The sequence below is a fragment of the Ewingella americana ATCC 33852 genome, assembly GCF_000735345.1.
GTDB classification, from domain to species: domain Bacteria; phylum Pseudomonadota; class Gammaproteobacteria; order Enterobacterales; family Enterobacteriaceae; genus Ewingella; species Ewingella americana.
The window spans coordinates 68,095-91,269 of the sequence record NZ_JMPJ01000026.1; the positions used below are offsets into that span (position 1 = coordinate 68,095).

General features: G+C 55.6%; 20 protein-coding genes. 10 read left to right on the forward strand and 10 right to left on the reverse strand.

Translation table 11 applies throughout. The features are described from left to right. Positions 1-114: 114 nt before the first annotated feature. On the reverse strand, positions 115-897 hold the full coding sequence (ybfF, locus tag GEAM_RS03770; protein WP_034788405.1) for an esterase: 783 nt from the start codon (positions 895-897) through the stop codon (positions 115-117). Between the two features lie 228 nt (positions 898-1,125). Between ybfF and seqA the strand changes: the two genes are divergently transcribed. The 4 genes from seqA to GEAM_RS03790 all read left to right on the forward strand — a co-directional run bounded on the left by seqA (position 1,126) and on the right by GEAM_RS03790 (position 4,562). Further along, complete coding sequence (seqA, locus tag GEAM_RS03775; RefSeq protein WP_034788407.1) at positions 1,126-1,683, forward strand: replication initiation negative regulator SeqA; 558 nt, start codon at positions 1,126-1,128, stop codon at positions 1,681-1,683. A gap of 24 nt (positions 1,684-1,707) precedes the next feature. Beyond that, entirely contained in the window at positions 1,708-3,351 is a 1,644-nt protein-coding gene (pgm, locus tag GEAM_RS03780) for a phosphoglucomutase (alpha-D-glucose-1,6-bisphosphate-dependent) (RefSeq protein ID WP_034788410.1), read from the forward strand. A 198-nt stretch (positions 3,352-3,549) separates the two neighbouring features. Continuing rightward, positions 3,550-4,251, forward strand: coding sequence for a PadR family transcriptional regulator (locus tag GEAM_RS03785; protein ID WP_034788415.1), 702 nt, complete (start codon positions 3,550-3,552; stop codon positions 4,249-4,251). Further along, complete coding sequence (locus GEAM_RS03790; RefSeq protein WP_034788422.1) at positions 4,251-4,562, forward strand: DUF3861 domain-containing protein; 312 nt, start codon at positions 4,251-4,253, stop codon at positions 4,560-4,562. The genes GEAM_RS03785 and GEAM_RS03790 overlap by 1 nt, the downstream gene beginning before the upstream one ends. A 6-nt stretch (positions 4,563-4,568) precedes the next feature. Here GEAM_RS03790 and kdpE read toward each other — a convergent pair whose 3' ends face one another. The 6 genes from kdpE to GEAM_RS23070 form a co-directional block, all read right to left on the reverse strand. Beyond that, positions 4,569-5,258 carry a two-component system response regulator KdpE gene (kdpE, locus tag GEAM_RS03795; protein WP_034788424.1) on the reverse strand — a complete coding sequence of 230 codons (690 nt, stop codon included), beginning with the start codon at positions 5,256-5,258 and terminating at the stop codon, positions 4,569-4,571. Next, on the reverse strand, positions 5,255-7,948 hold the full coding sequence (gene kdpD, locus GEAM_RS03800; protein ID WP_034788427.1) for a two-component system sensor histidine kinase KdpD: 2,694 nt from the start codon (positions 7,946-7,948) through the stop codon (positions 5,255-5,257). Before kdpD ends, kdpE begins: the two co-directional genes overlap by 4 nt. 136 nt (positions 7,949-8,084) lie before the next feature. Continuing rightward, complete coding sequence (gene kdpC, locus GEAM_RS03805) at positions 8,085-8,660, reverse strand: potassium-transporting ATPase subunit KdpC (protein ID WP_034788651.1); 576 nt, start codon at positions 8,658-8,660, stop codon at positions 8,085-8,087. A gap of 63 nt (positions 8,661-8,723) precedes the next feature. Then, the gene (gene kdpB, locus GEAM_RS03810) at positions 8,724-10,790 is read right to left on the reverse strand and encodes a potassium-transporting ATPase subunit KdpB (protein ID WP_034788655.1); all 2,067 of its coding nucleotides are present in this window, start codon (positions 10,788-10,790) and stop codon (positions 8,724-8,726) included. A 43-nt stretch (positions 10,791-10,833) separates the two neighbouring features. Continuing rightward, positions 10,834-12,522: a potassium-transporting ATPase subunit KdpA gene (kdpA, locus tag GEAM_RS03815; protein ID WP_034788428.1), complete on the reverse strand. Its 1,689-nt coding sequence runs from the start codon at positions 12,520-12,522 to the stop codon at positions 10,834-10,836. A 2-nt stretch (positions 12,523-12,524) separates the two neighbouring features. Then, positions 12,525-12,614 carry a K(+)-transporting ATPase subunit F gene (locus tag GEAM_RS23070; protein ID WP_100937756.1) on the reverse strand — a complete coding sequence of 30 codons (90 nt, stop codon included), beginning with the start codon at positions 12,612-12,614 and terminating at the stop codon, positions 12,525-12,527. 488 nt (positions 12,615-13,102) lie between these two features. Between GEAM_RS23070 and GEAM_RS03820 the strand changes: the two genes are divergently transcribed. From GEAM_RS03820 to GEAM_RS03835, 4 genes are all read left to right on the forward strand, one after another. After that, a complete protein-coding gene (locus GEAM_RS03820; protein WP_034788430.1) occupies positions 13,103-13,309 on the forward strand; it encodes a YbfA family protein in 207 nt (68 codons plus the stop codon). 236 nt (positions 13,310-13,545) lie between these two features. Then, positions 13,546-14,499, forward strand: a complete 954-nt coding sequence (locus tag GEAM_RS03825) for a YbgA family protein (protein WP_034788431.1) — start codon at positions 13,546-13,548, stop codon at positions 14,497-14,499. 12 nt (positions 14,500-14,511) lie between these two features. Beyond that, positions 14,512-15,951, forward strand: coding sequence for a deoxyribodipyrimidine photo-lyase (gene phrB / locus GEAM_RS03830; RefSeq protein ID WP_034788434.1), 1,440 nt, complete (start codon positions 14,512-14,514; stop codon positions 15,949-15,951). Positions 15,952-15,989: 38 nt separating this feature from the next. Then, on the forward strand, positions 15,990-16,970 hold the full coding sequence (locus tag GEAM_RS03835) for an MBL fold metallo-hydrolase (protein WP_034788437.1): 981 nt from the start codon (positions 15,990-15,992) through the stop codon (positions 16,968-16,970). Between the two features lie 45 nt (positions 16,971-17,015). Here GEAM_RS03835 and GEAM_RS03840 read toward each other — a convergent pair whose 3' ends face one another. Both GEAM_RS03840 and GEAM_RS03845 read right to left on the reverse strand, forming a co-directional pair. Continuing rightward, positions 17,016-18,464 carry an FGGY-family carbohydrate kinase gene (locus tag GEAM_RS03840; protein ID WP_034788440.1) on the reverse strand — a complete coding sequence of 483 codons (1,449 nt, stop codon included), beginning with the start codon at positions 18,462-18,464 and terminating at the stop codon, positions 17,016-17,018. A gap of 29 nt (positions 18,465-18,493) precedes the next feature. Then, entirely contained in the window at positions 18,494-19,792 is a 1,299-nt protein-coding gene (locus GEAM_RS03845; RefSeq protein WP_034788441.1) for an MFS transporter, read from the reverse strand. A 318-nt stretch (positions 19,793-20,110) separates the two neighbouring features. On the opposite strand from GEAM_RS03845, the gene GEAM_RS03850 reads away from it, so the two are divergent. Next, on the forward strand, positions 20,111-20,896 hold the full coding sequence (locus tag GEAM_RS03850) for an SDR family oxidoreductase (protein WP_034788444.1): 786 nt from the start codon (positions 20,111-20,113) through the stop codon (positions 20,894-20,896). A gap of 89 nt (positions 20,897-20,985) precedes the next feature. After that, a complete protein-coding gene (locus GEAM_RS03855; RefSeq protein ID WP_034788447.1) occupies positions 20,986-22,440 on the forward strand; it encodes an FAD-binding oxidoreductase in 1,455 nt (484 codons plus the stop codon). Positions 22,441-22,492: 52 nt separating this feature from the next. Here GEAM_RS03855 and GEAM_RS03860 read toward each other — a convergent pair whose 3' ends face one another. Beyond that, the gene (locus GEAM_RS03860; protein ID WP_034788659.1) at positions 22,493-23,059 is read right to left on the reverse strand and encodes a glycerol-3-phosphate responsive antiterminator; all 567 of its coding nucleotides are present in this window, start codon (positions 23,057-23,059) and stop codon (positions 22,493-22,495) included. Between the last annotated feature and the right edge of the window lie 116 nt (positions 23,060-23,175).

The following is a 23,175-nucleotide window of genomic DNA, read 5'->3' on the forward strand; positions in this document are numbered from 1 at the left end:
GCGCAATCATACCCTAGCCGCGCCGCGATTCACAACGGTTAAAAGCCCAAATTTATAGCTAAATGATTAAGTTATGCAGACTTTTTGCACAATTTATCCCCAGCTTATTAAACATCAGGCTTCATCGATGAAACGGTGTACAGCGCGAAGCACGGCGTCAGGTTTTTCCGCATGGACCCAGTGACCTGTTCCGGCGACCACGTGGGCACGCGCCTGAGGGAATTGGCTGGCAATGGCGTCGCGGTACTTATCTTGCACATAAGGCGACAGGCCGCCGCGAATAAAGAGTGCAGGGTGGTTCCACGCGGGAATGTTTTCCCAGCCGATGATTTTGGCGTACTCCGCCATCAGCACCGGTACATTAAAGCGCCACTCGCCCTGCTGGAAGGATTTCAGCAAGAACTGAATCACGCCTTCTTCATCTATATATTGACGCATGCACTCGGCGGCGGACTGGCGGTCACCAGCCTTGGCGTCGGTCACGGCGTTAACGGCGGCAAAAATTTCGTCGTGGCGGCGGGTGTCATAGTCCACCGGCGCGATATCAATCGCCACCAGCTTTTCAATGCGCTCGGGCGCCAGCGCGGTCATCGCCATCGCCGCTTTGCCGCCCATTGAGTGACCAATCACCAGCGCTTTTTCAAAGCCGACTTCATCCATGGTGTCCAATAAATCCTGCGCCATGGCGGCATAAGACATGTCATCTGAACGGCCTGACTGGCCATGGTTACGCATATCTACTTGCAGCACCTGATGCTGCTGTTTCAAGTCGCGCGCCAGCACCCCGAGATTATCCAGCGTGCCGAACAGGCCGTGGATCAGCAAAACGGGCAGGGTTTGATTCTCAGGCTGGGCAGATTCTTGCAGACGATAATGTAATTTCATGGTGAAGTTCATGCAGATAAACAATCTCATTAGGTTATCATGAGTTGCTGAAAATTTTTAAACCGGAAAGTTTTAGCCAGATGCCTGATTGGGATTTAGCGCTGCGAAGCAGATAGCAGAAGGCTTGAGCAGAAAGCGTGGATAAATCTGCTTTTTGTGTTGTGACCTGTTCGTTAACGCGCAGAAGTTTGTATAATCCTTTTCGAACGAATTAAGTAGAAAAAACAGTACTGGAAAAAGATGAAAACTATTGAGGTTGACGAAGAACTCTACCGTTATATTGCCAGCCATACGCAGCATATCGGCGAAAGTGCGTCGGATATTTTGCGCCGTATGCTGAAGTTTTCTGCCGGGCAGGAAGCGAAAACCACCCCTGCCGATGCGGGCGCGCAGGTTGCTGCCGCCACCGCCGCAGAAAAAGCGCCTGTCGTGGCTGCTAACACCGCGCGTGATAAAGTCCGCGCCGTGCGCGAGCTGCTGCTTTCTGATGACTATGCAGAACAGACCAAGGCAGTGAACCGTTTCATGCTGATCCTGTCTACCTTGTACTGTCTGAATCCTAAAGAATTTGCTGCGGCGACGGACTCCCTGCACGGCCGCACGCGCACCTATTTCGCCGGCGACCAGCAGACATTGCTGCAAAATGGTAACCATACGAAGCCTAAACACGTTCCTGGAACGCCGTATTGGGTTATCACGAATACCAACACAGATCGCAAACGCAGCATGATCGAACACATCATGCAGTTGATGCAGTTCCCTCAAGAACTGACCGACAAAGTCTGCGGTACCCTCTAATTTCAGCGTAAGGGAGATGCACACGTGGCTAATAACCCTCGTGCAGGACAGCCTGCTCAGCAAAGCGATTTAATCAATGTGGCGCAGTTGACGTCACAATATTACGTTCTGCAACCGGACCCGGCGAACACTGCCCACGCGGTGAAGTTTGGGACTTCCGGCCATCGCGGTAGCGCGTTGCGTCATAGCTTCAACGAAAATCACATTCTGGCGATTGCTCAGGCGATTGCTGAAGTGCGCAAAGAGCAGGGCACCACGGGTCCTTGCTACGTGGGCAAAGATACCCACGCGCTGTCTGAACCGGCCTTTATTTCCGTGCTGGAAGTGCTGACGGCCAACGGCGTTGACGTGATTGTGCAGGAAGATAATGGCTACACGCCAACCCCTGCGGTTTCTCACGCTATCCTGACGCACAACCGCAAAGGCGGCATTTTGGCTGATGGCATCGTCATCACCCCGTCGCACAACCCGCCAGAAGACGGTGGCATCAAGTACAACCCAACCAACGGCGGCCCGGCCGATACTGACCTGACGTCAGTTATTGAAAAACGTGCCAATGCGTTGTTGGCGGCCAAGCTGGCTGGCGTTCAGCGTCAGTCTCTCGACGCGGCGTGGAAAAGCGGCCATCTGCAAGCCGTAGACTTGGTTCAGCCTTATGTCGAAAGCCTTGGCGAAATCGTCGACATGAAGGCGATTCAAAAAGCGGGCTTGAAGCTGGGCGTTGACCCACTCGGCGGTTCCGGTATCGAATACTGGAAGCGTATTGCCAAGCATTACGAACTCGATCTGACGCTGGTGAACGACTCTGTCGATCAGACGTTCCGCTTTATGCATCTCGACCACGACGGCGTGATCCGCATGGACTGCTCGTCTGAATCCGCGATGGCGGGCTTGCTGGCGCTGCGCGACAAGTTCGATTTGGCCTTCGCCAATGACCCAGATTACGACCGCCACGGCATCGTCACTCCTGCGGGTTTGATGAACCCGAACCACTATCTGGCGGTGGCGATCCAATACCTGTTCCAGCATCGTCCACAGTGGGGCAAAGAGGTCGCCGTCGGTAAAACGCTGGTATCCAGCGCGATGATTGACCGCGTGGTCGAAGACTTGGGCCGCAAGCTGGTGGAAGTGCCAGTGGGCTTCAAATGGTTCGTTGACGGCCTGTTCGACGGCAGCTTCGGCTTTGGCGGCGAAGAGAGCGCCGGGGCATCCTTCTTGCGTTTCGACGGCACGCCTTGGTCCACCGACAAAGACGGCATCATCATGTGCCTGCTGGCGGCTGAGATCACCGCCGTCACCGGCAAGAATCCGCAAGAGCACTACAATGCGCTGGCGGCTCGCTTTGGTGCGCCAAGCTACAACCGTATTCAGGCTCCTGCGACTCACGCGCAGAAAGCCGCGCTGTCCAAGCTTTCTCCTGAGCAGGTAAAAGCCGACACGCTGGCCGGTGACCCCATCACCGCCCGCCTGACCAACGCGCCGGGTAACGGGGCTTCCATCGGCGGTCTGAAAGTAATGACCAAAAATGGCTGGTTCGCCGCACGTCCGTCCGGTACAGAAGAAGCTTACAAAATCTATTGTGAAAGCTTCTTAGGTGCCGAGCACCGCGAAAAAATCGAAAAAGAAGCCGTGGATATCGTCAGCAAAGTCCTCGCCGACGCCAAGTAATCCCGACCTCTGCTCCAAAACAAAGCGCTGAATCTTCAGCGCTTTTTTGCTTTCTGCGCCTCGTAAAACTCCCTTCTCATAAAAAAGATATATCGAAATTGCATATTCGACTTGCTGACGGCTGAAATTCAATCTAGTTTAGATATATCGAAAACACTTCGATATATCTAAATAACCCTATTGTTAAGGATTGAATCTATGTTCAGTAAACTGTTCGAAGGCCGCCATAGCGGCCACGGATGCCGCGAAGAGGGGCATCACCGTCACGGTCATCGCGACCTGCGTCGTGGCGGGCGTCACCATTTTGGCGATCGCGATGAGCGCGGCGAAGGCCGTCGCGGTGGTCGTGGGGAAGGGCGTCACGGCGAGCGCGTGCAGCGCCTGTTTGAGCACGGTGACCTGCGCCGCGTGCTGCTGGCGCTGGTGGCGAAAAAGCCAAGCCACGGCTATGAGCTGATTAAAGCGATTGAAGAAGCTTCGTCTGGCCTCTATGTGCCAAGTCCGGGAGTGATTTACCCGACGCTGACCCTGCTGGAAGAGCAAGACTTCCTTGAAGCCGTCGCTACCGGCAATGGCCGCAAAAGCTACCAAATTACCGAAGCCGGTAAAATCGAGCTGGCGCAGCATCAGGAAGTGGTCGACATCATCTTCGCCCGTCTGGCTGGTGCAACGCGTCCGCGCGGTGGTAACTTGGCGGAAGGTATCTCCGACGCCATGCATCGCCTGAAACGCGTGCTGCGCGGCAACATGATGCGCGGCGATTTGAGTGCCGAGCAGGTGGCCCGCGTTAATGCCACACTGGTCAAAGCGGTAGAAAGCATTGAAGCCGAATTCGCCGCCATCGACGCCGAACTGGCCGCTACGTCTTCTAAAAATGCAAATTCTGAGGAGAAAAAATAATGCCGGGTTACCGTTATCGCATCACCGTAGAGCCATTAACTGACAAGCGCGGCGAGCCGCTGGAAGCCGAAACGCTGGTGTTTGAAGCTGAGAACCACGATGAGATTTTGGGCATTGTGAAGCGTTTGCAGGCGCGGGAAGATTTGGGCTTTGGCGAAGAGAAAACGGCAGCTTTTGCCGTGGGCTTGAAGCTGTTCTCCGAAACCATGATGGAGAACCGCAAGCATCCGCTGTTCGACCCTCTGCGCACCGCCTTTAAGGATTTCATGATGCTGCTGAAAACCGGCAAAGTGCGCGAGCGGGAAGAGTAAAGCAGGTTAGGGCAGGAATCGGTAGCCGACACCCGTTTCAGTCAACAGATGGCGCGGACGGGTGGCATCGACTTCCAGCTTCTGCCGCAAATGACCCATATAAATGCGCAGATAGTGGCTGTGCTCGACATAGTTTGGCCCCCAGACGTGGCTCAATAATTGCCGCTGGGTGATCACTTTTCCGCTGTTAGCCAGCAGCTCCGCCAACAGGCGAAACTCAATCGGCGTCAGGTGTAAATCTTCGCCATTACGCTGCACGCGCCGATTGACCAAATCCACGCTGACATCAGAGAAACTCACCAACGGGCTTTCCTGATGGCTTCCGGCATGACGTCGCAGCGCCACGCGCACCCGCGCCAGCAGCTCGCCAACGCCAAACGGCTTGGTCAGGAAGTCATCGGCACCCGCGTCCAGCGCGGCAATCTTATCTTCTTCACTGGTTCTGGCCGACAGCACAATCACCGGAATACTGCTCCAGTGGCGCAAATCACGGATGTAATCCAGCCCGTCGCCATCCGGCAAACCGAGATCAAGAATAATCAAATCAGGCTTGCGCGTACCGGCCTCAATCAGCCCGCGTTGCAGCGTGTCGCTCTCGAAAACGCGCAAACCTTCCCCCTCCAGCGCGGTTCGAACAAAGCGCCGGATCTCTTTCTCATCTTCAACAATCAAAATATTAATGGGGGATGAAGTCACATTTCCTCAATTATGTCAGTGTCCATTTCTGGCAGTGATTCCAAAGGTAGGCGGAAGCGGAAGCGTGCGCCGCCGTTAGGGCCATTTTCTGCCCAGATCTCGCCGTCGTGTACCTCAATAATGGCACGACAAATGGCTAATCCCAAGCCCACGCCGGGGATTGCTGACTCTTTATTACCGCGAGAGAATTTGTCGAAGATGGCGCGCTCGCCGCCGGACATAATTCCCGGCCCGTTATCCCACACTTCCATCTCCAGCCACTCCTGCTGCGGCGTGGCGCGAATGCCAATGGTTGCCCCCGAACCGGCGTATTTATGGGCATTTTCCAGCAGGTTGATAAACACTCGCTCAATCAGGCTGCCATCGCAATTGACCAGCAATAGCTCTTCCGGCAGCTCGATTTTGATTTCGTGGCTGCTGAGCACGGTTTCCAGCATGCGCAGCGCGCTGCCGATGATCTCTTCAACTGACTGCCACTCTTTGCGCAGGTTAAAACCGCCGGACTGAATGCGCGCCATATCCAGCAGGTTGTTCACCAGCCGGGTGGTGCTGAGGACTTGTTGGCGAATCTGATTAGCCTGCGGCGCGTGTTTCGAGCCTTCGGACGCTAAATCTAACGTCAGAATTTCTGCCTGACCGAACAGCACGGTAAGCGGCGTGCGCAGGTCGTGGGAGAGGGCGGAGAGCAGCGAGTTGCGCAGCTGTTCGCGCTCGGCGTCCAGCCGGGCACTTTCGGCGCTGGCGGCTAAATCTAAACGCTCGAGGGCGTTGGCGACCAGCACGGTGAAGGTTTGCAGCAGTCGCTGCTGCTCCGGCACCATCAGCTGGCGCGCGTTGGTCGGCTCAACCGCCAGCAGGCCGCGCGACTGGCCGGAGGCCACCAGAGGCAGCAGTTGGTAAGGCACGCCCGCTAGCGTGTCGGTGCCTGCTCCGGCGGGCATCTGCTTGTCAAAACTCCAGCGCGCAATGGCGTCATCCACCACGATGCTGGCGCCTTCATCGCTGGCTGCCGGAGCCAGACCGCCATTCTCCTGCGGCAGTAAAACGGCGGTTTTGGCGTGCAGGCTGGAAGAGATAAAGTGGCGGCTGGTCTGGGCAATGGCGTCCGGCGTCAGTGCCTGACTCAGACCTTTCGACATTTCATACAGATGCTGGGCGCGCTGTTCGCGGTGGCGGGCAATGCGCGCCTGATAGCGCACCCCGGCGGTAAGATTGCCAATCAGGATGCCGACAATCAGCATCACCGCGAAGGTCACCAGATACTGCGCGTCGGTGACCGCCAGCGAGCCTCGAGGCTGTACAAAGAACAGGTCGAAGCTGACGACGTTAATCACCGCAGCCAGCGCCGACGGCCAGCGGCCATAAAATAGCGCGACAATCACCACGCCGAGCAGGTAAACCATCACTAAGTTGGCCTGATCGAACGCCGGGATCAGCCATTGGGAGAACAGGGTGATTAGGGTACAGAGCGCCACGGCCACGGCGCAGCCCTGAAGCTGGCGGCGGAATTTCTCGGCGAAGGTGCGGGCGTCGTGCTCTTTGCGGCTCTGAATAGCTGGAGCATCTTCCAGCCCGATGATCATCAAATCTAAATCTGGCCCGATGCGCGCCAGCCGATCGGCAAAGGTGCCGCCCACTTTCCAGCGCTGCTCTTTGCGCCGCCCCATCAGCACCTTGCCCAGACGGTGCTCGCGGGCATAGCGCAGAATGGCTTTCTCTTCTTGCGGATCGGCGAGGGTGGCGGTTTCCGCTCCCAATTCTTGTGCCAGTTTTAGCGAGCGCAAAATCGCCCGCCGTTGGCCTTCGGGCAGACGGTGCAGGCGCGGGGTTTCGACATACACCGCGTGCCAGATACAGCCCAGACGCGCCGCCAGCCGCGAGGCGATTCGCACTAATTTTTCATTGCCGCCGCCGTGACCAATGCACAGTAGCAGGGCGTCGCGAGTGTGCCAGACGCGGTGAACCCCTTGGTCATCGCGGTATTCGCGCATCTGGTCATCAACCCGGTCGGCGGTGCGGCGCAGGGCCAGCTCGCGCAGAGCAATCAGATTGCCTTTGCGGAAGAAGTGCTCGATGGCCCGCTCGGCCTGACCGGGAATATAGACTTTGCCCTCTTTCAGGCGTTGGCGCAGCGAGTCCGGCGGCAAGTCGACCAGCACCACTTCGGTGGCGTCGTCGAACAGTCGGTCAGGGACGGTTTCGCGAATAATAATCCCGGTCACGCCGCTGACCACGTCGTTTAGACTTTCCAGATGCTGCACGTTGACGGTGGTAAACACGTCGATTCCGGCATCTAAAAGCTCATCAATATCTTGCCAGCGCTTCGGGTGGCGCGAGCCGGTGGCGTTGCTGTGCGCCAGTTCGTCCATCAGGATCAGGGCAGGGTGGCGGGCGAGGGCGGCGTCGAGATCAAACTCCTGCACTTGACGGCCACGGTGCTGAATGCGTTTTGGCGGCAGCAGGCTTAGGCCGGGCAGCAGGGCCTCAGTCTCTTTACGCCCGTGGGTTTCCACCACGCCGACCAAAACATCGAGGCCCGTAGCGCGTAAACGCTGGGCCTCTTGCAACATGGCAAAGGTTTTTCCAACGCCCGCACAGGCACCGAAAAAGACTTTTAATTGACCGCGCGGCTTCTCATTAGCGAGCGCCAGAAGACTATCCGGGTCGGGGCGTTGTGATTCTTCCACCATGTGTTTTCCCATCATAATTTAGAAAGCCGAACGGGCGCAGCATGTTGCATTTTCCGAGGGGGAATCTCGAAAGGTGCAGCGTGTTGCGCCCTAATCACTGATCCTCTTTAGCGTGAGGACATCTTTATTCGAACCCTTACTGCGCTTTCACATTGTCCAGCGCATGGTTTAACTCAAGTACGTTGACCACGCTCGGGCCGATAAAGCTCGCCAGCGGCGACGAGGTATTATCATCAATCAGTTTATTGACTTGCGCCAGCGTTAAGCCACGCGCCGTGGCGATGCGCTGGGCCTGCCACTGTGCGGCTTCCACCGAAATTTGTGGGTCAAGGCCGCTGCCCGATGCGGTGACTAAATCCACCGGAACCTGTGGCGAACTTTGCGGGTTCGCTTTACGCAATGCCGCCACGCGATCCGCCACGGCTTTGTCCAGCGCCGGATTGCTCACCGCCATGTTGCTGCCGCCGGACGCCATTGGATTATAGGGGGTATCGGATGTCGCCGACGGACGCCCCCAGAAATAGTTGTCGCGAGTGAAGTTCTGACCAATCAGCTCAGAACCGACAATCACGCCATTGTCACGGATAAGCGAACCTTCAGCGCGGTAGTTGAATACCGCGGTGGAGATCCCGGTGGTGACGAACGGGTAAACCACCCCGGTCGCCAGCGTCAGCAGCACCGTCATCACAATCGCAGGGCGCAGGTAGCTCATGCGGGTTGGCGCTGGAGCTTGGTTAGCAGACTGAGTACGTAAAACAGACATAGTCTTTATCCCTTAACTTAAGTGTAAAACGGTGAGGATCACGTCGATAATCTTGATACCGATAAACGGCACCACCAGACCACCTACGCCATAAATCCACAGGTTGCGGCGCAGCAGCGACGCGGCACTCATGGCCTTATAACTCACACCGCGCAACGCCAGTGGGATCAGGAACACAATCACCAAGGCGTTGAAAATAACTGCCGACATAATGGCCGAGGCAGGGGAGGTCAGGTGCATCACGTTCAGCGCGTTCAGCTGCGGATAAGTTGCCGCGAACGCCGCCGGGATAATGGCGAAGTACTTCGCCACGTCGTTGGCGATACTGAAGGTGGTCAGCGAACCACGGGTCATCAACATCTGCTTACCGATATGCACCACTTCAATCAGCTTGGTCGGGTTGGAATCCAAGTCCACCATGTTGCCGGCTTCTTTCGCCGCTTGGGTACCTGAGTTCATCGCCACCGCCACGTCAGCCTGTGCCAGAGCAGGGGCGTCGTTGGTACCGTCGCCGGTCATCGCCACCAGACGGCCTTCTGACTGGTATTGGCGAATCAGCGCTAGCTTGGCTTCCGGCGTGGCTTCTGACAGGAAGTCATCCACCCCGGCTTCGGCCGCGATAGCCGCAGCGGTCAGACGGTTGTCACCGGTGATCATCACCGTTTTGATCCCCATCTTACGCAGCTCGGCAAAGCGCTCTTTAATGCCGCCTTTGACGATGTCTTTCAGCTCAACCACGCCGAGAACGCGCGCGCCTTCAGCCACAACCAGCGGCGTACCGCCTTTGCGAGCCACGTTTTCCACCAGACCTTCGATAGCCTGCGGGAAGCTGCCGCCGTTGGTTTCAACGTGACGGCGAATCGCGTCCACCGAGCCTTTACGAATGCTGCGCTCGCCGATGTTCACGCCGCTCATGCGGGTTTGCGCTGAGAACGGAACAAAGGTGGCGTTCAGCGAATGGATATCGCGTTCGCGAAGGTTAAAGCGCTGTTTCGCCAGCACCACGATACTGCGGCCTTCCGGCGTTTCGTCCGCCAGCGAGGATAACTGTGCGGCATCGGCCAGTTCCTGTTCCGTCACCTGTGGTGCGGGCAGGAACTGCGATGCCTGACGGTTACCCAGCGTAATGGTCCCGGTCTTGTCGAGCAGCAGCACGTCAACGTCACCCGCGGCTTCAACAGCACGGCCGCTGGTGGCAATCACGTTAGCTTCCAGCATGCGGCTCATACCCGCCACGCCGATGGCCGACAGCAGGCCGCCGATGGTGGTAGGGATCAGACACACCAACAGCGCGACCAGCACGGTGACGGTGACTGGAACGCCCATGTGGCTGGCGTCAACGCTAAACAGCGAGAACGGATACAGCGTCGCGGTGGCTAAAACGAACACCAGCGTCAGCGCGACCAGCAGAATGGTCAGAGCCACTTCGTTTGGCGTTTTGCGACGTTTTGCGCCTTCAACCATGGCGATCATTCGGTCAAGGAAGGTGTCGCCTGGGTTGGCCGTACACTCAACAATCAGCCAGTCAGACAGCACGCGAGTACCGCCGGTGACGGAGGAGAAGTCACCGCCTGACTCACGAATCACCGGCGCGGACTCACCGGTAATGGCGCTTTCATCGACTGACGCACCGCCGACCAGCACTTCACCGTCGCACGGCACGGTATCACCGGCTTCGATCAGCACCATGTCGCCTTTACGCAGGCTGTCGGCGGCCACTTTCACCACCGGAGATTCCGGGCGTGGTTCGTAGATTTTCTTCGCCCAGCTGGTCTTCTGCACGCCTTTCAGGCTCTGTGCCTGCGCCTTGCTGCGGCCTTCTGCCAATGCTTCGGCAAAGTTGGCGAACAGCACGGTGAACCACAACCACAGCGACACGCTGCCGGTGAATCCGGCGCTGCCGTCAGTCTGTTTGAACAGAATAGCCAGCCAAATAATAGTGGTCAGAATACTGCCCAGATACACCACGAACATCACCGGGTTACGCCACTGGACGCGCGGGTCCAGTTTCTTCACCGAGTCGAGCAGGGCGGTGCGGATCAGGCGCGGTTCAAACAGCGCACGTTGTTTACGAGTCATTTTATTAATCTCACTCATTATCAGTTCAACGGGTTACGCGGCATTAATGGCCGGACCACACCTGCAAATGTTCTGCTACCGGACCGAGGGCCAGAGCTGGAACGAAGGTCAGCGCACCAACCAGCAGAACCGTACCGACCAGCAGGCCGATAAACAGTGGGCCGGAGGTAGGCAGCGTACCGTTGCCCGCTTTCTGACGTTTTTTCGCTACCAGTGAACCGGCGATAGCCAGTACCGGCAGAATCACCCCAAAGCGACCGAAGAACATACATACTGACAACAGCACGTTATAGAACGGGGTGTTGACGCTTAAACCACCGAAGGCGCTACCGTTGTTGTTGGCGGCAGAGGAGACGGCATACAGCACTTCGCTAAAACCATGCGCACCTGGGTTGGAAATACCGGCGCGACCTGCGTCAGTCACCAGAGCCAGCGCGGTACCCAGCAACACCAAGGTTGGTGTGACCAGAATCGCCAGCGCGGTCATTTTCATGTCGTAAACATCAATCTTCTTACCGAGGTATTCCGGCGTACGGCCAATCATTAGGCCAGCGATGAACACCGTCAGCAGCACGAACAGCAGCATGCCGTACAGGCCAGAGCCGACGCCGCCGAACACCACTTCACCAATCTGCATCAGCCACATCGGCACCAGACCACCGAGGGCGGTGAAGGAGTCATGCATGGCGTTGACTGCACCACAGGACGCGGCGGTAGTGACGGCAGCAAAGAAGCTAGAAGCTAAGATGCCGAAGCGGCTCTCTTTACCTTCCATATTGATGTTGCTGTTAGCACCCAACTGCGTGAAGTGCGGGTTACCCTGCAATTCCGCGTACATGATGACCACCACCGACACCACGAAAATCACCGACATCGCCCACACCAGCGCGTGACCCTGACGGTTGTCACCGACCACGCGACCAAACGCGAAGCACAGTGCGCAAGGGATCAGGAAAATCGACAGCATCTGCACCATGTTGGTCATGGCGGTTGGGTTTTCGAACGGGTGCGCGGAGTTCGCGCCGAAGAAGCCACCGCCGTTAGTCCCGAGCATCTTGATCGCTTCTTGAGAGGCGACTGGGCCCATTGGCAACAGCTGCTGCGCGCCTTCCAGCGTGGTCACGTGCTGATAAGCTTCAAAGTTCTGAATCACCCCTTGGCTGACGAAGTAGAGCGCCATCAACAGAGAAATTGGCAGCAGCAGATAAATCGTGATGCGCCACAGGTCTGCCCACGCGTTACCAATGGTATGAGCTGAAGGGCGCGCAAAGGCGCGGATCAGCGCGAAAGCCACGGCAATACCGGTGGCGGCGGACAGGAAGTTCTGCACCGTCAAACCAATCATCTGGCTGAAGTAGCTCAGCGTGCTTTCGCCGCTGTACGCCTGCCAGTTGGTGTTACTCACAAAGCTGACTGCCGTGTTGAAAGCCAGATCCCATGACAGACCGCCGAAGTTCTGCGGGTTCATCGGCAACCAGCCTTGCGCCAACAACATCACCATCAAAACGACGATGCCTAAGATGTTGAACACCATGATGGCGAGGGCGTACTGCCACCAGTTCATTTCTGTTTCGGAACTACCTGCTGTGCGAAATACCCCACGATCAAAACGTTGTAACAACCCTACAGGCTGACCTTCAATCAGCTGAGCAATGAAATTCCCCAGTGGTTTTGAGAGCAGCAATAACACCAACATAAAGCTGGCGATCATTAAAAAGCCCGAAGCTGCCATTTTTAAAACTCCTCCGCATTAAGCAGGGCATAAACCAAGTAGCCGAGTAACAACAGAACCAGCAGTGCGCCGCAGATTACGCCAACAGTCACAGTCCACCTCCACAGGTGTTTTTTTATGTTGCAGCGAGGATAGGGAATCGCAGGCAAAGATCCTGAAAAGAAAGCAGTCCCTCGTATAAAAATTATATAAAAATCCCTGCGCCCTTTGAGTTGTCTCGGCGTTGGCTGCCCTCACTCACCCCAGTCACTTACTTATGTAAGCTCCTGGGATTCATTCAGTTGCCGCCTTGATAAAACTCAAATGGCTTGGGATTTGGCCCTGTGCTACTGGGGCTTACTACAACGCCAATGGCTGGGAGAATAAAAATCTGATAGGTGATCGAGTTGTTATAAAAATGAAATGTAAAAAGTGTTTTTATTTAACCTTTCTGTAACTCAATTACAGGGATAGGCAAAATTTGGTGTTTTTTTACACTTTAAGTGGTCAGATGAGTAGTAAACTTTCAGCGGTTGCGGTAAAATTTTGTTCAATTTACAGATTCCATTAATTCTTAAACATTTCCGAAAGGAGCAACGCTATGTCTGATTACACGCCGTATACGCTGACCCGTATTCTTGTTCGCCGCGCTCTGGTGCTTGCCGCAGGCGTGCTGGCATTACCGGTAATGCTGTTCCGCCAAGACCGCGCCCGTTTTTATAGTTATTTACACCGCGTCTGGCTCAAAACCAGCGATAAGCCAGTTTGGCTGTCGCATGCTGAAATGGCTTCTCAGGACTTCTTTTAATCCTTGCTCCTTCCCCTTTCAGGAGGGGAAGGCTGGGATGGGGTGTGGGGTTGCGTTGATGACTTCCTCCCAATAAAGAAATGACCAAAAAAACCTCGGCTTTTCAGTCGGGGTTTTTTATTACCTCAATCTAAAGCTGTACAACATTATTTTGTTGTATAACTTATACTGTCTAATAACGAGGGTAAAAAGCTCTCTTCCTTACTGTCATGACTAACAACATCAGGGAGTTGCTAATGAGTGAACAGATTCCAATCGGCATCAGTGCCTGCCTGCTGGGGGAGAACGTGCGTTTTGACGGCGGCCACAAGCGGCTGGCGTTTGCCGTTGAGCAACTTGCGCCCTATGTGCGCTTCGAAGCGATTTGCCCTGAGATGGCAATTGGCCTGCCGACGCCGCGCCCCGCGCTGCGCCTTGTGCGTCAGGATGATGGCGTCGCGATGCGTTTCAGTAATGATGAATCCATTGATGTCACAGAGAAAATGCAGAGCTATGCCGAAAAGCGCATCGAGCCTCTGGTGCATTTGTGTGGCTATATTCTCTGCGCCAAGTCGCCGAGCTGCGGCATGGAGCGGGTGCGGGTATACAGCGCCAATGGCAAAGATGGCAAGAAATGCGGCGTGGGGATTTATGCCGCCGCATTGATGAAACGCTACCCGTGGCTGCCGGTGGAAGAGGACGGTCGGCTCAATGACCCGGTGCTGCGTGAGAACTTTGTCGAGCGCGTGTTTGCCTTATATGAGCTTAACCAGCTGCGGGCCAGCGGTCTGTCGCGCGGCAAACTGATGGCTTTCCACAGCCGTTACAAGCTTTCGCTTCTGGCTCACTCCCAGCCGCAATATCGCGAGTTAGGCCGATTTGTGGCGGGCATGGCCGAGTGGACCTCGCTGGAAGATTACTTCATCGAGTATCGCCAGCGGCTGATGAACCTGTTGCAGCACAAAGCCACGCGCCGCAATCACACCAACGTGCTGATGCATGTTCAGGGCTATTTCCGCCGCCAGCTTAATGCACACCAGCGCCAAGAGTTGACCCAGCTTATCGACCGCTACCGTCAGGGCGTTCAGCCTCTGCTGGCACCTATTACCCTGCTTAAACACTATATGGCTGAGTATCCGGACGCTTATCTGGCGGATCAGCGATATTTTGAGCCGTATCCAGAGGCTCTCCGGTTACGTTATGGCCATTAATGAAGGATCACTATGACTACCCACCTCGTCTGGTTCCGTAACGACTTGCGTATCACCGATAACCGCGCGCTGCACGCCGCCTGCGAAGACCTGCATGCTAAGGTGATTGCGCTATTTATCGCCACGCCGAAACAGTGGCAGCAGCACGTGATGGCGCCGCGTCAGGCGGCGTTTATTTACCAGCACGTTCAGGCTTTACAGGCTTCGCTGGCCGAGCGCGGCATTCCGCTGTTCTACCACCAGTGCGACGACTTCGCCGCCAGCAATGCTTGGTTGAAGGAGTTCTGCGCCGAGCAAAAAGTGTCAGCGCTGTTTTACAACCGCCAGTATGAAATCAACGAGCGTGAGCGCGATGCCGCTCTCGAAAAGCTGATTTCCGGCGAGATAACTTGCCGCAGTTTTGATGACAGCCTGCTGCTGCCGCCCGGCTCGGTTACTACCGGCGAAGGCAGCATGTATAAGGTCTACACGCCGTTTCGCCGCGCCTTTCTTGAGCGCCTGACCGAGTCCGACAGCCGCTCGCTGCCTGCGCCGCAGGCCCGCGACATCGACGGCGAAGTCAAACTGCACGCGCTGACTCCCTTCGATCACCCGCAGCAGGAGATTGGCGATGACTTCCCGATCGGCGAAGAGGCGGCGCGTGACCGTTTACGCCGTTTCTGCCGTGAACAGGTGCAGGATTACCTCGAGCAGCGCGACCTGCCTGCCATCGATGGCACCAGCTCGCTTTCCCCTTATTTAGCCATTGGCGTGCTGTCGCCGCGCCAGTGCTTTAACCGCCTGCGCACCGAATGCCCGGACGTGCTCGAACGCCGGGACGGCGGGGCCTTTGGCTGGCTGAATGAGCTGGTGTGGCGCGAGTTTTACCGCCACTTGCTGGTGGCTTGGCCGATGCTGTGCAAACACAGGCCTTTCATCGACTGGACGGATAATGTCCGCTGGCGGCACGCGCCGGAAGATTTACAGGCGTGGAAAGAGGGTAAAACCGGCTATCCGATTGTCGACGCCGCCATGCGTCAGTTGAACGCCACCGGCTGGATGCACAACCGTCTGCGGATGATTGTCGCCAGCTTCTTGGTCAAAGACCTACTGATCGACTGGCGCGAGGGCGAACGCTACTTTATGTCACAACTGCTGGATGGCGACTTGGCGGCCAACAATGGCGGCTGGCAGTGGGGCGCGTCTACCGGCACCGACGCCGCGCCGTACTTCCGCATTTTCAACCCCACCACCCAGGGCGAGCGTTTCGACAAAGCTGGGCGATTTATCAAGGCGTGGGTGCCAGAGTTGACCGATGTCCCAGAAAAGGGAATTCACCAGCCACATCAATGGGCTGAGAAAGCCCAGCGCGTGCTAGACTATCCTCAGCCGGTTATCGATCACTCCACCGCCCGTAAAGACACATTGGCGGCGTTCGAGGCGGCGAAACGAGGGAATCAGCCACAGGGCTGAGAACCAACAGACATCTTCACCACACACGGAGCGATGTGATGAGAAACAAAATGTTGGCGCTGATCCTGGCGTGTTCCGCGAGTCAGGCATACGCAGGTTTTGACGTGGTGGCGCTGGGCGTTCACGGCGGCGTTGAGGAGGGCAATTTGACCTCCTATTTGATTCGCAGCGATGACCAAAAACTCTATCTCGGGCTGGATGCCGGTTCGGTTCTGCCGGGGATCAGCAAGGCGCTCGACAAGGGCGCTTTTCCTCAGGTGACGGCAGAAAACGCCGCGCCTTACACCCCGCAGGGCGCGGTTTTCCGCAATCTGATTGGCGGCTACTTCATCAGCCACGGCCATCTCGACCACCTTGCCGGGCTTATTATTAGCTCTCCGGAAGACAGTAAAAAACCGATTTACGGCACGGCCGATACCATCGGCACCCTCCGCCAGCACTACTTCAACGGCAAAGTGTGGCCGAACTTCACGGATGCTGGCAGCGGCCTGCGTATCGGCACTTACCGCCTGAATGCGCCGCGCCCGGCCCAGCGTTTTTCCGTCGGACTCACCGGGCTTGATGGCGTGATTTACCCCCTCAGCCACGGCGGCACGGCGTCGAGCATGATCCTGCTCAGTCGCAATAAAGAGTCCTTTGCCTACTTTGGCGATACCGGCCCGGATGCCGTGGAGAAGTCGAACAATCTGGCGACGGTGTGGCAGGTGCTGAGTGCCGAGGTGAAAGCCAAGCGGCTCAAGGGCATCATCATCGAAACCTCTTATCCCGACGACGTCGCCGACGGCAAGCTGTTTGGTCATCTGACTCCCGAGTGGCTGCTGAAAGAGCTGAAAGTGTTGGAAACCGGCAGCGGCGGCAAAGGCTCTCTCGACGGGCTGAGTGTGATCATCAGCCACATCAAGCCTAGCCTGAAAGCCGGTGAAAATCCGGAGGCTGAAATCATGCGGCAGTTGCAGGAAGGCAATGACCTTGGCGTGAAGTTTGTCAGGATGCAGCAGGGCGACTCGCTGAAACTCTAAAGCAAGCAAAGTGAAAAGGGGAAACCGCAGCTTCCCCCTCGTCGGTCAGTCAACCAGCGGGCTGAGCGCCTGCAACAGCGGGTCTAACTGCGCATTAACCCGTTGATAAACCCGCTGATTAAGCTGGTTATACAACTGATGGTGGGCGGCGTTAGGGCTGAAATGCTCACCCATTCGCACCATTTTCTGCGTGGCCTTTGCATAATCGTCGAACACGCCCACCGCCATTCCGGCATTGATGGCGCATCCCACGGCGGCCGAGCCTTTCATCGCATTGCGCCGGGTGGGGATGCCAAAGATGTCGGCAAATATCTGCATAAACACGTCACTGTTGGCGCCGCCGCCGGAAATAATCAAATTCTTGAAGGGAATGCCCAGCTCCTCGGCCATCTTATCCATATGATTTTTCATGGTGAAGGCGATGCCTTCGAGCATTGAGCGATACATATGCCCACGGGTGTGGCGGCCATCAAAGCCAATCATTGCGCCTTTGCGGAACTCGGCTTCCGATGGCGGTGCCCAGTCATGTACGGTCAGCAGCCCCTCGCAGCCCGCCGGAACTTGGCTGGCTTCCAGATTGAGCAAATCTTCGATGCTCAAATCTTGCCGTTGGGCATCTGCCTGCGCCGCCGCGCCAAACTGGTCGCGGAACCAACTGACGGTCCACATGCCGCGCCGCACCCCCATGCACTCATACAAATAGCGGCCCGGCACCGAAGCCTGAAACGGCCAGAAATTCTTCGCGTCCTGACGGTTTTCTTTGCCATGCACCATCGCGCCGATATAAGTGCCAAGCGAGATAAGCGCCACGCCCGGCTCCAGGGTTCCCGCGCCGAGCGCTTCGACGGCTTTGTCATGCGCCGTGGCAATCACCGGAATGCCCGCATGCAGCCCGAGGCGGCGGGCGGCGGCTTCAGTCAACGTGCCGAGCACCTCGCCGGGCTTCACCACGTCAAACACCGCATCGCGGGTCAGGTTGCAGCTTTGCCACTGCGCGGGATCGGTGCTCCAGTCAAGGGTGTCATTGTCCATCGGCCACCACCCGATGTAGTTGGCGCAGGTGTCGCGGAACTCGCCGGTAAGGCGATGGGTGATGTAACCCGAGGTGGTGGTGACGTATTTCACCCCGCGATACGCCTCTTGATACTCATAAGGCTTGTTCAGGCGTTTATCCATCCAGTTAATCACCGGATAGGCTAACTCACCGTTTTCCTTCAGTAAAACCCGGCAGCAGCGAATTACGCACAGCCCCATTGCCAGAATATTTTGCGATTTACCCCCCAACGCCTGAAAGTTCTCCATCACTCTGTTAAAGGCGCTAGTGAGGGAGGCCCACAGGTCATCGTCGGGGTGCTCCGCCAGCTGCGGCGCGGGGATATCCAGCTTGCGCAGTGCCTGTTTCCCTTCACAAATCACATTGCCGTCGGTGTCGAAAATCACCACTTTGGCACTCTGCGTACCGACGTCGATGCCCATTAAATATTTCTTGTCCATGTCAGGCTCCGGTAAAAATCAGGATGAAATTAGTCTGCAAGATGAGTCGGTAAAACGGTTTTGGCCGAGGCATTGCGGCTGCGCGCCATGTTGCTAAACAGCAGGGCGGTGAAAATAATCACCAGCGCGGTGGCGGCCAGCCCCATCAGCCACATATTGCGATAAGCCTCGGCGGCGGGCAGGGTGTCTTGCCAATGTCCGACCAAAGGATAGACGAAGACGTCGGGTAAAAAGCCGATCACCGAGCAGATACCCACCGTGGTCCCCATAATGTACTTCGGCGTGCGCGCTTCGCCGATACAGGCGAAATAGAGGCCGCGCGAGGCGTAGCAGGCAAACGCCAGCAGCAGGATCAGGCCAACGCCGACCGCCACCGAAGTGGGATGCTGATTGGTGACCAGCAGCGCGCAGAGTGTCACCACGCTGACCAATGACAGCAGCTGGATCACCCGAGTGGGCGACTTTAACTTGGTGTAAGTGGTGATGATGCCGCCCCACGGGCCGCAGAGCGCGCGGAAAATTTTATTGATCACAATGCCCATATAGCTGGCGGCGACCAGCGACATGCCATACATCTCGGTTAAATAATTGGTGGAGTAGCTGAGGATGGCGAAGACGGTGTAGACGCCAAAGATGATCATGCTGCAATACCACGTGGTACTGATTTTCAGCACCGCGATGATGTCTTTCAGGCCAAAGGTCGGGTGTTGTGACTTCGCCTCTTGTGGCGCGGCGCGGGTAAAACCGTCGCTGACCAAGAACCAGCACAGCACGCCGAGCAGGATATAGGCCAGACTGTAGACCAGAATAGCCGCCTTCAAACTATTGGGGTTATCGGGTGCGAACAGCGAGAAAACCCACATGCTTAAGACCGCGAGGGACATCACGCCGACGCCGCGCAAGCCTTCCATCCAGCCCATTATTTTCCCCTGTTCCTCGTGGCTGCCCAATAATGACGCGGCTTTAATCGACACGGACCAGAGTAATAATACCGTGGTAATGGCAAAGGCAACTTGAATTAAAATCATCACCCACAGCGGCGGATAGGTAGCCATTAATAACCCCAGCAGGCCAGTAGCTATCATGGAAAATGTCATCATTTTGCGATGAGAAAACTTGTCAGCAATAATCCCGCTGGGTGCATAAAGAATAATCGCCGCGATGCCGAAAGTGCTCATAATTAAGCCGATTTCGGTGTTGGAGAATCCCATAAATTTCGCCATGGGGATTTGATAAATATAACGCAGGTAGGCTAAGTCAAAGCTGACACCGCCACTGATACTTATTGTGATGAGTGCCAACCAGCGACGAAAATTAGATTGTTCCATGATGTAGCCTCAATGTTCTTAGATTTATTCAGGCCAAAAAAAAGAGAAAAGCAAGCTTCCCACCAAAATGGGAAGTTACTTTTCTCTTTATCTCTGGTAACTAAAATTAGTAGTAACACGGCGTTCTTCTTGCTTACCGTGAGAATAATCACAAAATTGCCAAAGATTTTTTCTGTGATCCAGATCGCTTTATCACCGCGATTTAATGTGGTACTTCTTTAAGCCAGTTACTAGAGACGATGAGAAAAGTAGCTTCCCCTAGGGGAAGATCTGCTTTTCTCTTTTTTTTTGGTTTTTTTCCAGACAAGGAACTTCACCATGTCATTAAATGCGCTCAACGAATTCTCGATGGACTTTTTCTCGCTGAAAGGGAAAACCGCCATTGTCACCGGCGGGAATAGCGGTTTAGGTCAGGCTTTTGCTGTCGCGCTGGCCAAAGCCGGAGCCAATTTATTTATCCCAAGCTTCATCATGGATAAAGGCGAGACTCGCGAGCTGATTGAAATGCAAGGAGTTCGCGTCGAATTTATGCAGGTTGATATCACCGAAAAAGGCGCACCGGCGCGGGTGATTGCCCAGTGTCTGGAGACTTACGGCACGGTGGATATTCTGGTCAATAACGCCGGGATTTGTAAGCTGAATAAGGTGCTAGATTTCGACCGCGCAGATTGGGACCCGATGATTGATATTAACCTCACGGCGGCGTTTGAATTAAGCCACGAGGCGGCGAAAATTATGATCCCGAATAATCAGGGAAAAATAATCAATATCTGTTCGCTGTTTTCTTATTTGGGCGGGCAGTGGTCACCGGCTTATGCCGCCACCAAACACGCGCTGGCCGGATTCACTAAGGCTTATTGTGACGAGCTTGGCCAATATAATATTCAGGTCAACGGTATCGCGCCGGGTTATTACGCCACGGATATTACGGCGGAAACCCGTAAAAATCCGGTCACCAATCAGCGCGTCTTAGACCATATTCCCGCCAATCGCTGGGGCGAAACTCAGGACCTGATGGGCGCCATGGTATTCCTCGCCAGTCGCGCATCCAATTATGTCAATGGCCATCTGTTAGTGGTGGATGGCGGTTATTTAGTTCGCTAATTCGTTATTTCCGGTGTGCCAGCGAGTGACCGGCAAGATTATATTTTTTTGAAAATTCATTTTAATTTAATAAGCAGAAAGGATCACTTATGTCTTTATCACGCGAAGCTATTGTTGAGAATTTAAAAGAGATCGTCGGCCCCGCGCAGGTGATCACCGATGAAGAAGTATTAAAGAAAAACAGCGTTGACCGTTTCCGCAAATATGCTGATATCCATAATGTTTTCACTCTGCCATTACCGGCGGCGGTGGTGAAATTACAAAATACTCAGCAAGTCTCCGAGGTGCTGGCTTTTCTAAATCAGCATCAGATTAACTGCGTGCCGCGCACCGGGGCGTCAGCCACTGAAGGCGGGCTTGAAACCGTGGTGAAAAACTCGGTGGTGCTCGACGGCTCCGGGCTGAACAAGATTATTAAGATTGATATTCGCAACATGCAGGCCACCGCCGAGTGCGGCGTGCCGCTGGAAATCCTCGAAAACCAGCTGCGTGCTCAGGGCTACACCACCGGACACTCACCGCAATCTAAGCCGCTGGCGCAGATGGGCGGTCTGGTCGCCACCCGCAGTATTGGGCAGCTCTCCACACTGTACGGTGCGATTGAAGATATGGTGGTGGGGCTGGAGGCGGTCTTCCCCGACGGCACTATCACCCGCATTAAAAACGTGCCGCGCCGCGCGGCGGGCCCGGACATTCGCCACGTGATCATCGGCAACGAAGGGGCGTTGTGCTACATCACTGAAGTGACGGTGAAAATCTTCAAATACATGCCGGAAAACAACCTGTTCTATGGCTACACCCTCGACAATATGCAGACCGGTTTCGACATCCTGCGTGAAGTCATGGTGGATGGCTATCGCCCGTCAATTGCCCGTTTATACGACGCGGAGGATGGCAGCCAGCACTTCACCCATTTTGCCGACGGCAAGTGCGTGCTGATCTTCATGGCCGAAGGCTCGGCGGGCATCGCGCGCGCCACCGGCGAGGGAATTGAAGCGATTGTTGCCCGCCACGCCGAGTGCAAAAAGGTCGACAGCAAGCTTATCGAGGCGTGGTTCAACCAACTGAACTGGGGGCCTGAGAAAGTCGCCGCCGAGCGCGAGCAGATCCTGCGTACCAACAACATGGGCTTCACCACCGAAGTCTCCGGCGACTGGTCAAGCATTCACACGATTTATGCCAACGTGATTCAGCGTATTCGCACCGAGTTCCCGCACGCCAAGGACATCACCATGCTCGGGGGCCACTCCTCGCACAGCTACATTAACGGCACCAATATGTACTTTGTGTATGACTACAACGTGGTGGATTGCAAGCCGGAGGAGGAGATCGACAAGTACCATAATCCGCTGAATAAAATCATCGTCGAGGAGACGATTAAGCAGGGCGGCTCGATGGTGCATCACCACGGTATCGGCAAGCACCGCACCCACTGGACGCGCGACGAACACGGCAGCGCCTACTATATTCTCAAGGCGCTGAAGGAAGTCTATGACCCACAGGGGATCATGAATAGCGGCACGATTTACCCGATTGAGAAGTAGCTCCCAACCTTGATTTTGGCGGGCAGAAAGCCTTCTGCCCGCTCTATCACGCTTAGAATTTTAACTGCCAGACGCCGGTGTTGGTGGTGGAAACCGCCACCGCACCGGCATTCAGCGCGCCCACTGCGTCTTCATGGTCACACACCAGCCCGCCAGCAATAATCGGCAAATTTATCTTCTCTGACACCCATCCCAGCACTTTCGGCATGCAGCCGGGCAAAATCTCCACGCAGTCAGGATTCGACTGCGCCACCTGTTTATCAATATTGTGGAAGGAGATGGAGTCGAGCAGAAACATGCGATGAATGCCGAAAAATCCCTGCGCCTTAGCAGCTTTAATCATCGATGCCTTGGTGCTAATGATGCCGTCGGCGGTGGTCACGATTTTCAGAAAGTTAATCACAATCTCTTTGTTTGAGGTGCCGTCCAGCAAATCGACATGGATAAAGGCGTACTTTTCAGCTTTTTTGATGCGCTGAACAATCGCCCCAATGTTGCAGATATTGCCATACAGCACGGAGATGATTTTGCAGTCAGACTCCAGCGCGGCATTCAGGCTTTCGGTGTCTTTGACGGCGGCGATAACCGGGTGTTGGTTGAGTAATTGCAAAATTGACAAGGTGACAGGCTCCATTTCTGTTTTATGTTTATGCCCAAGCTGTAGGGGTTTAGGCTCCACAAAACATAGCAGTTTTATGCTGCTACAACCTCGCAACAACTCACAAAGCCGTGGCG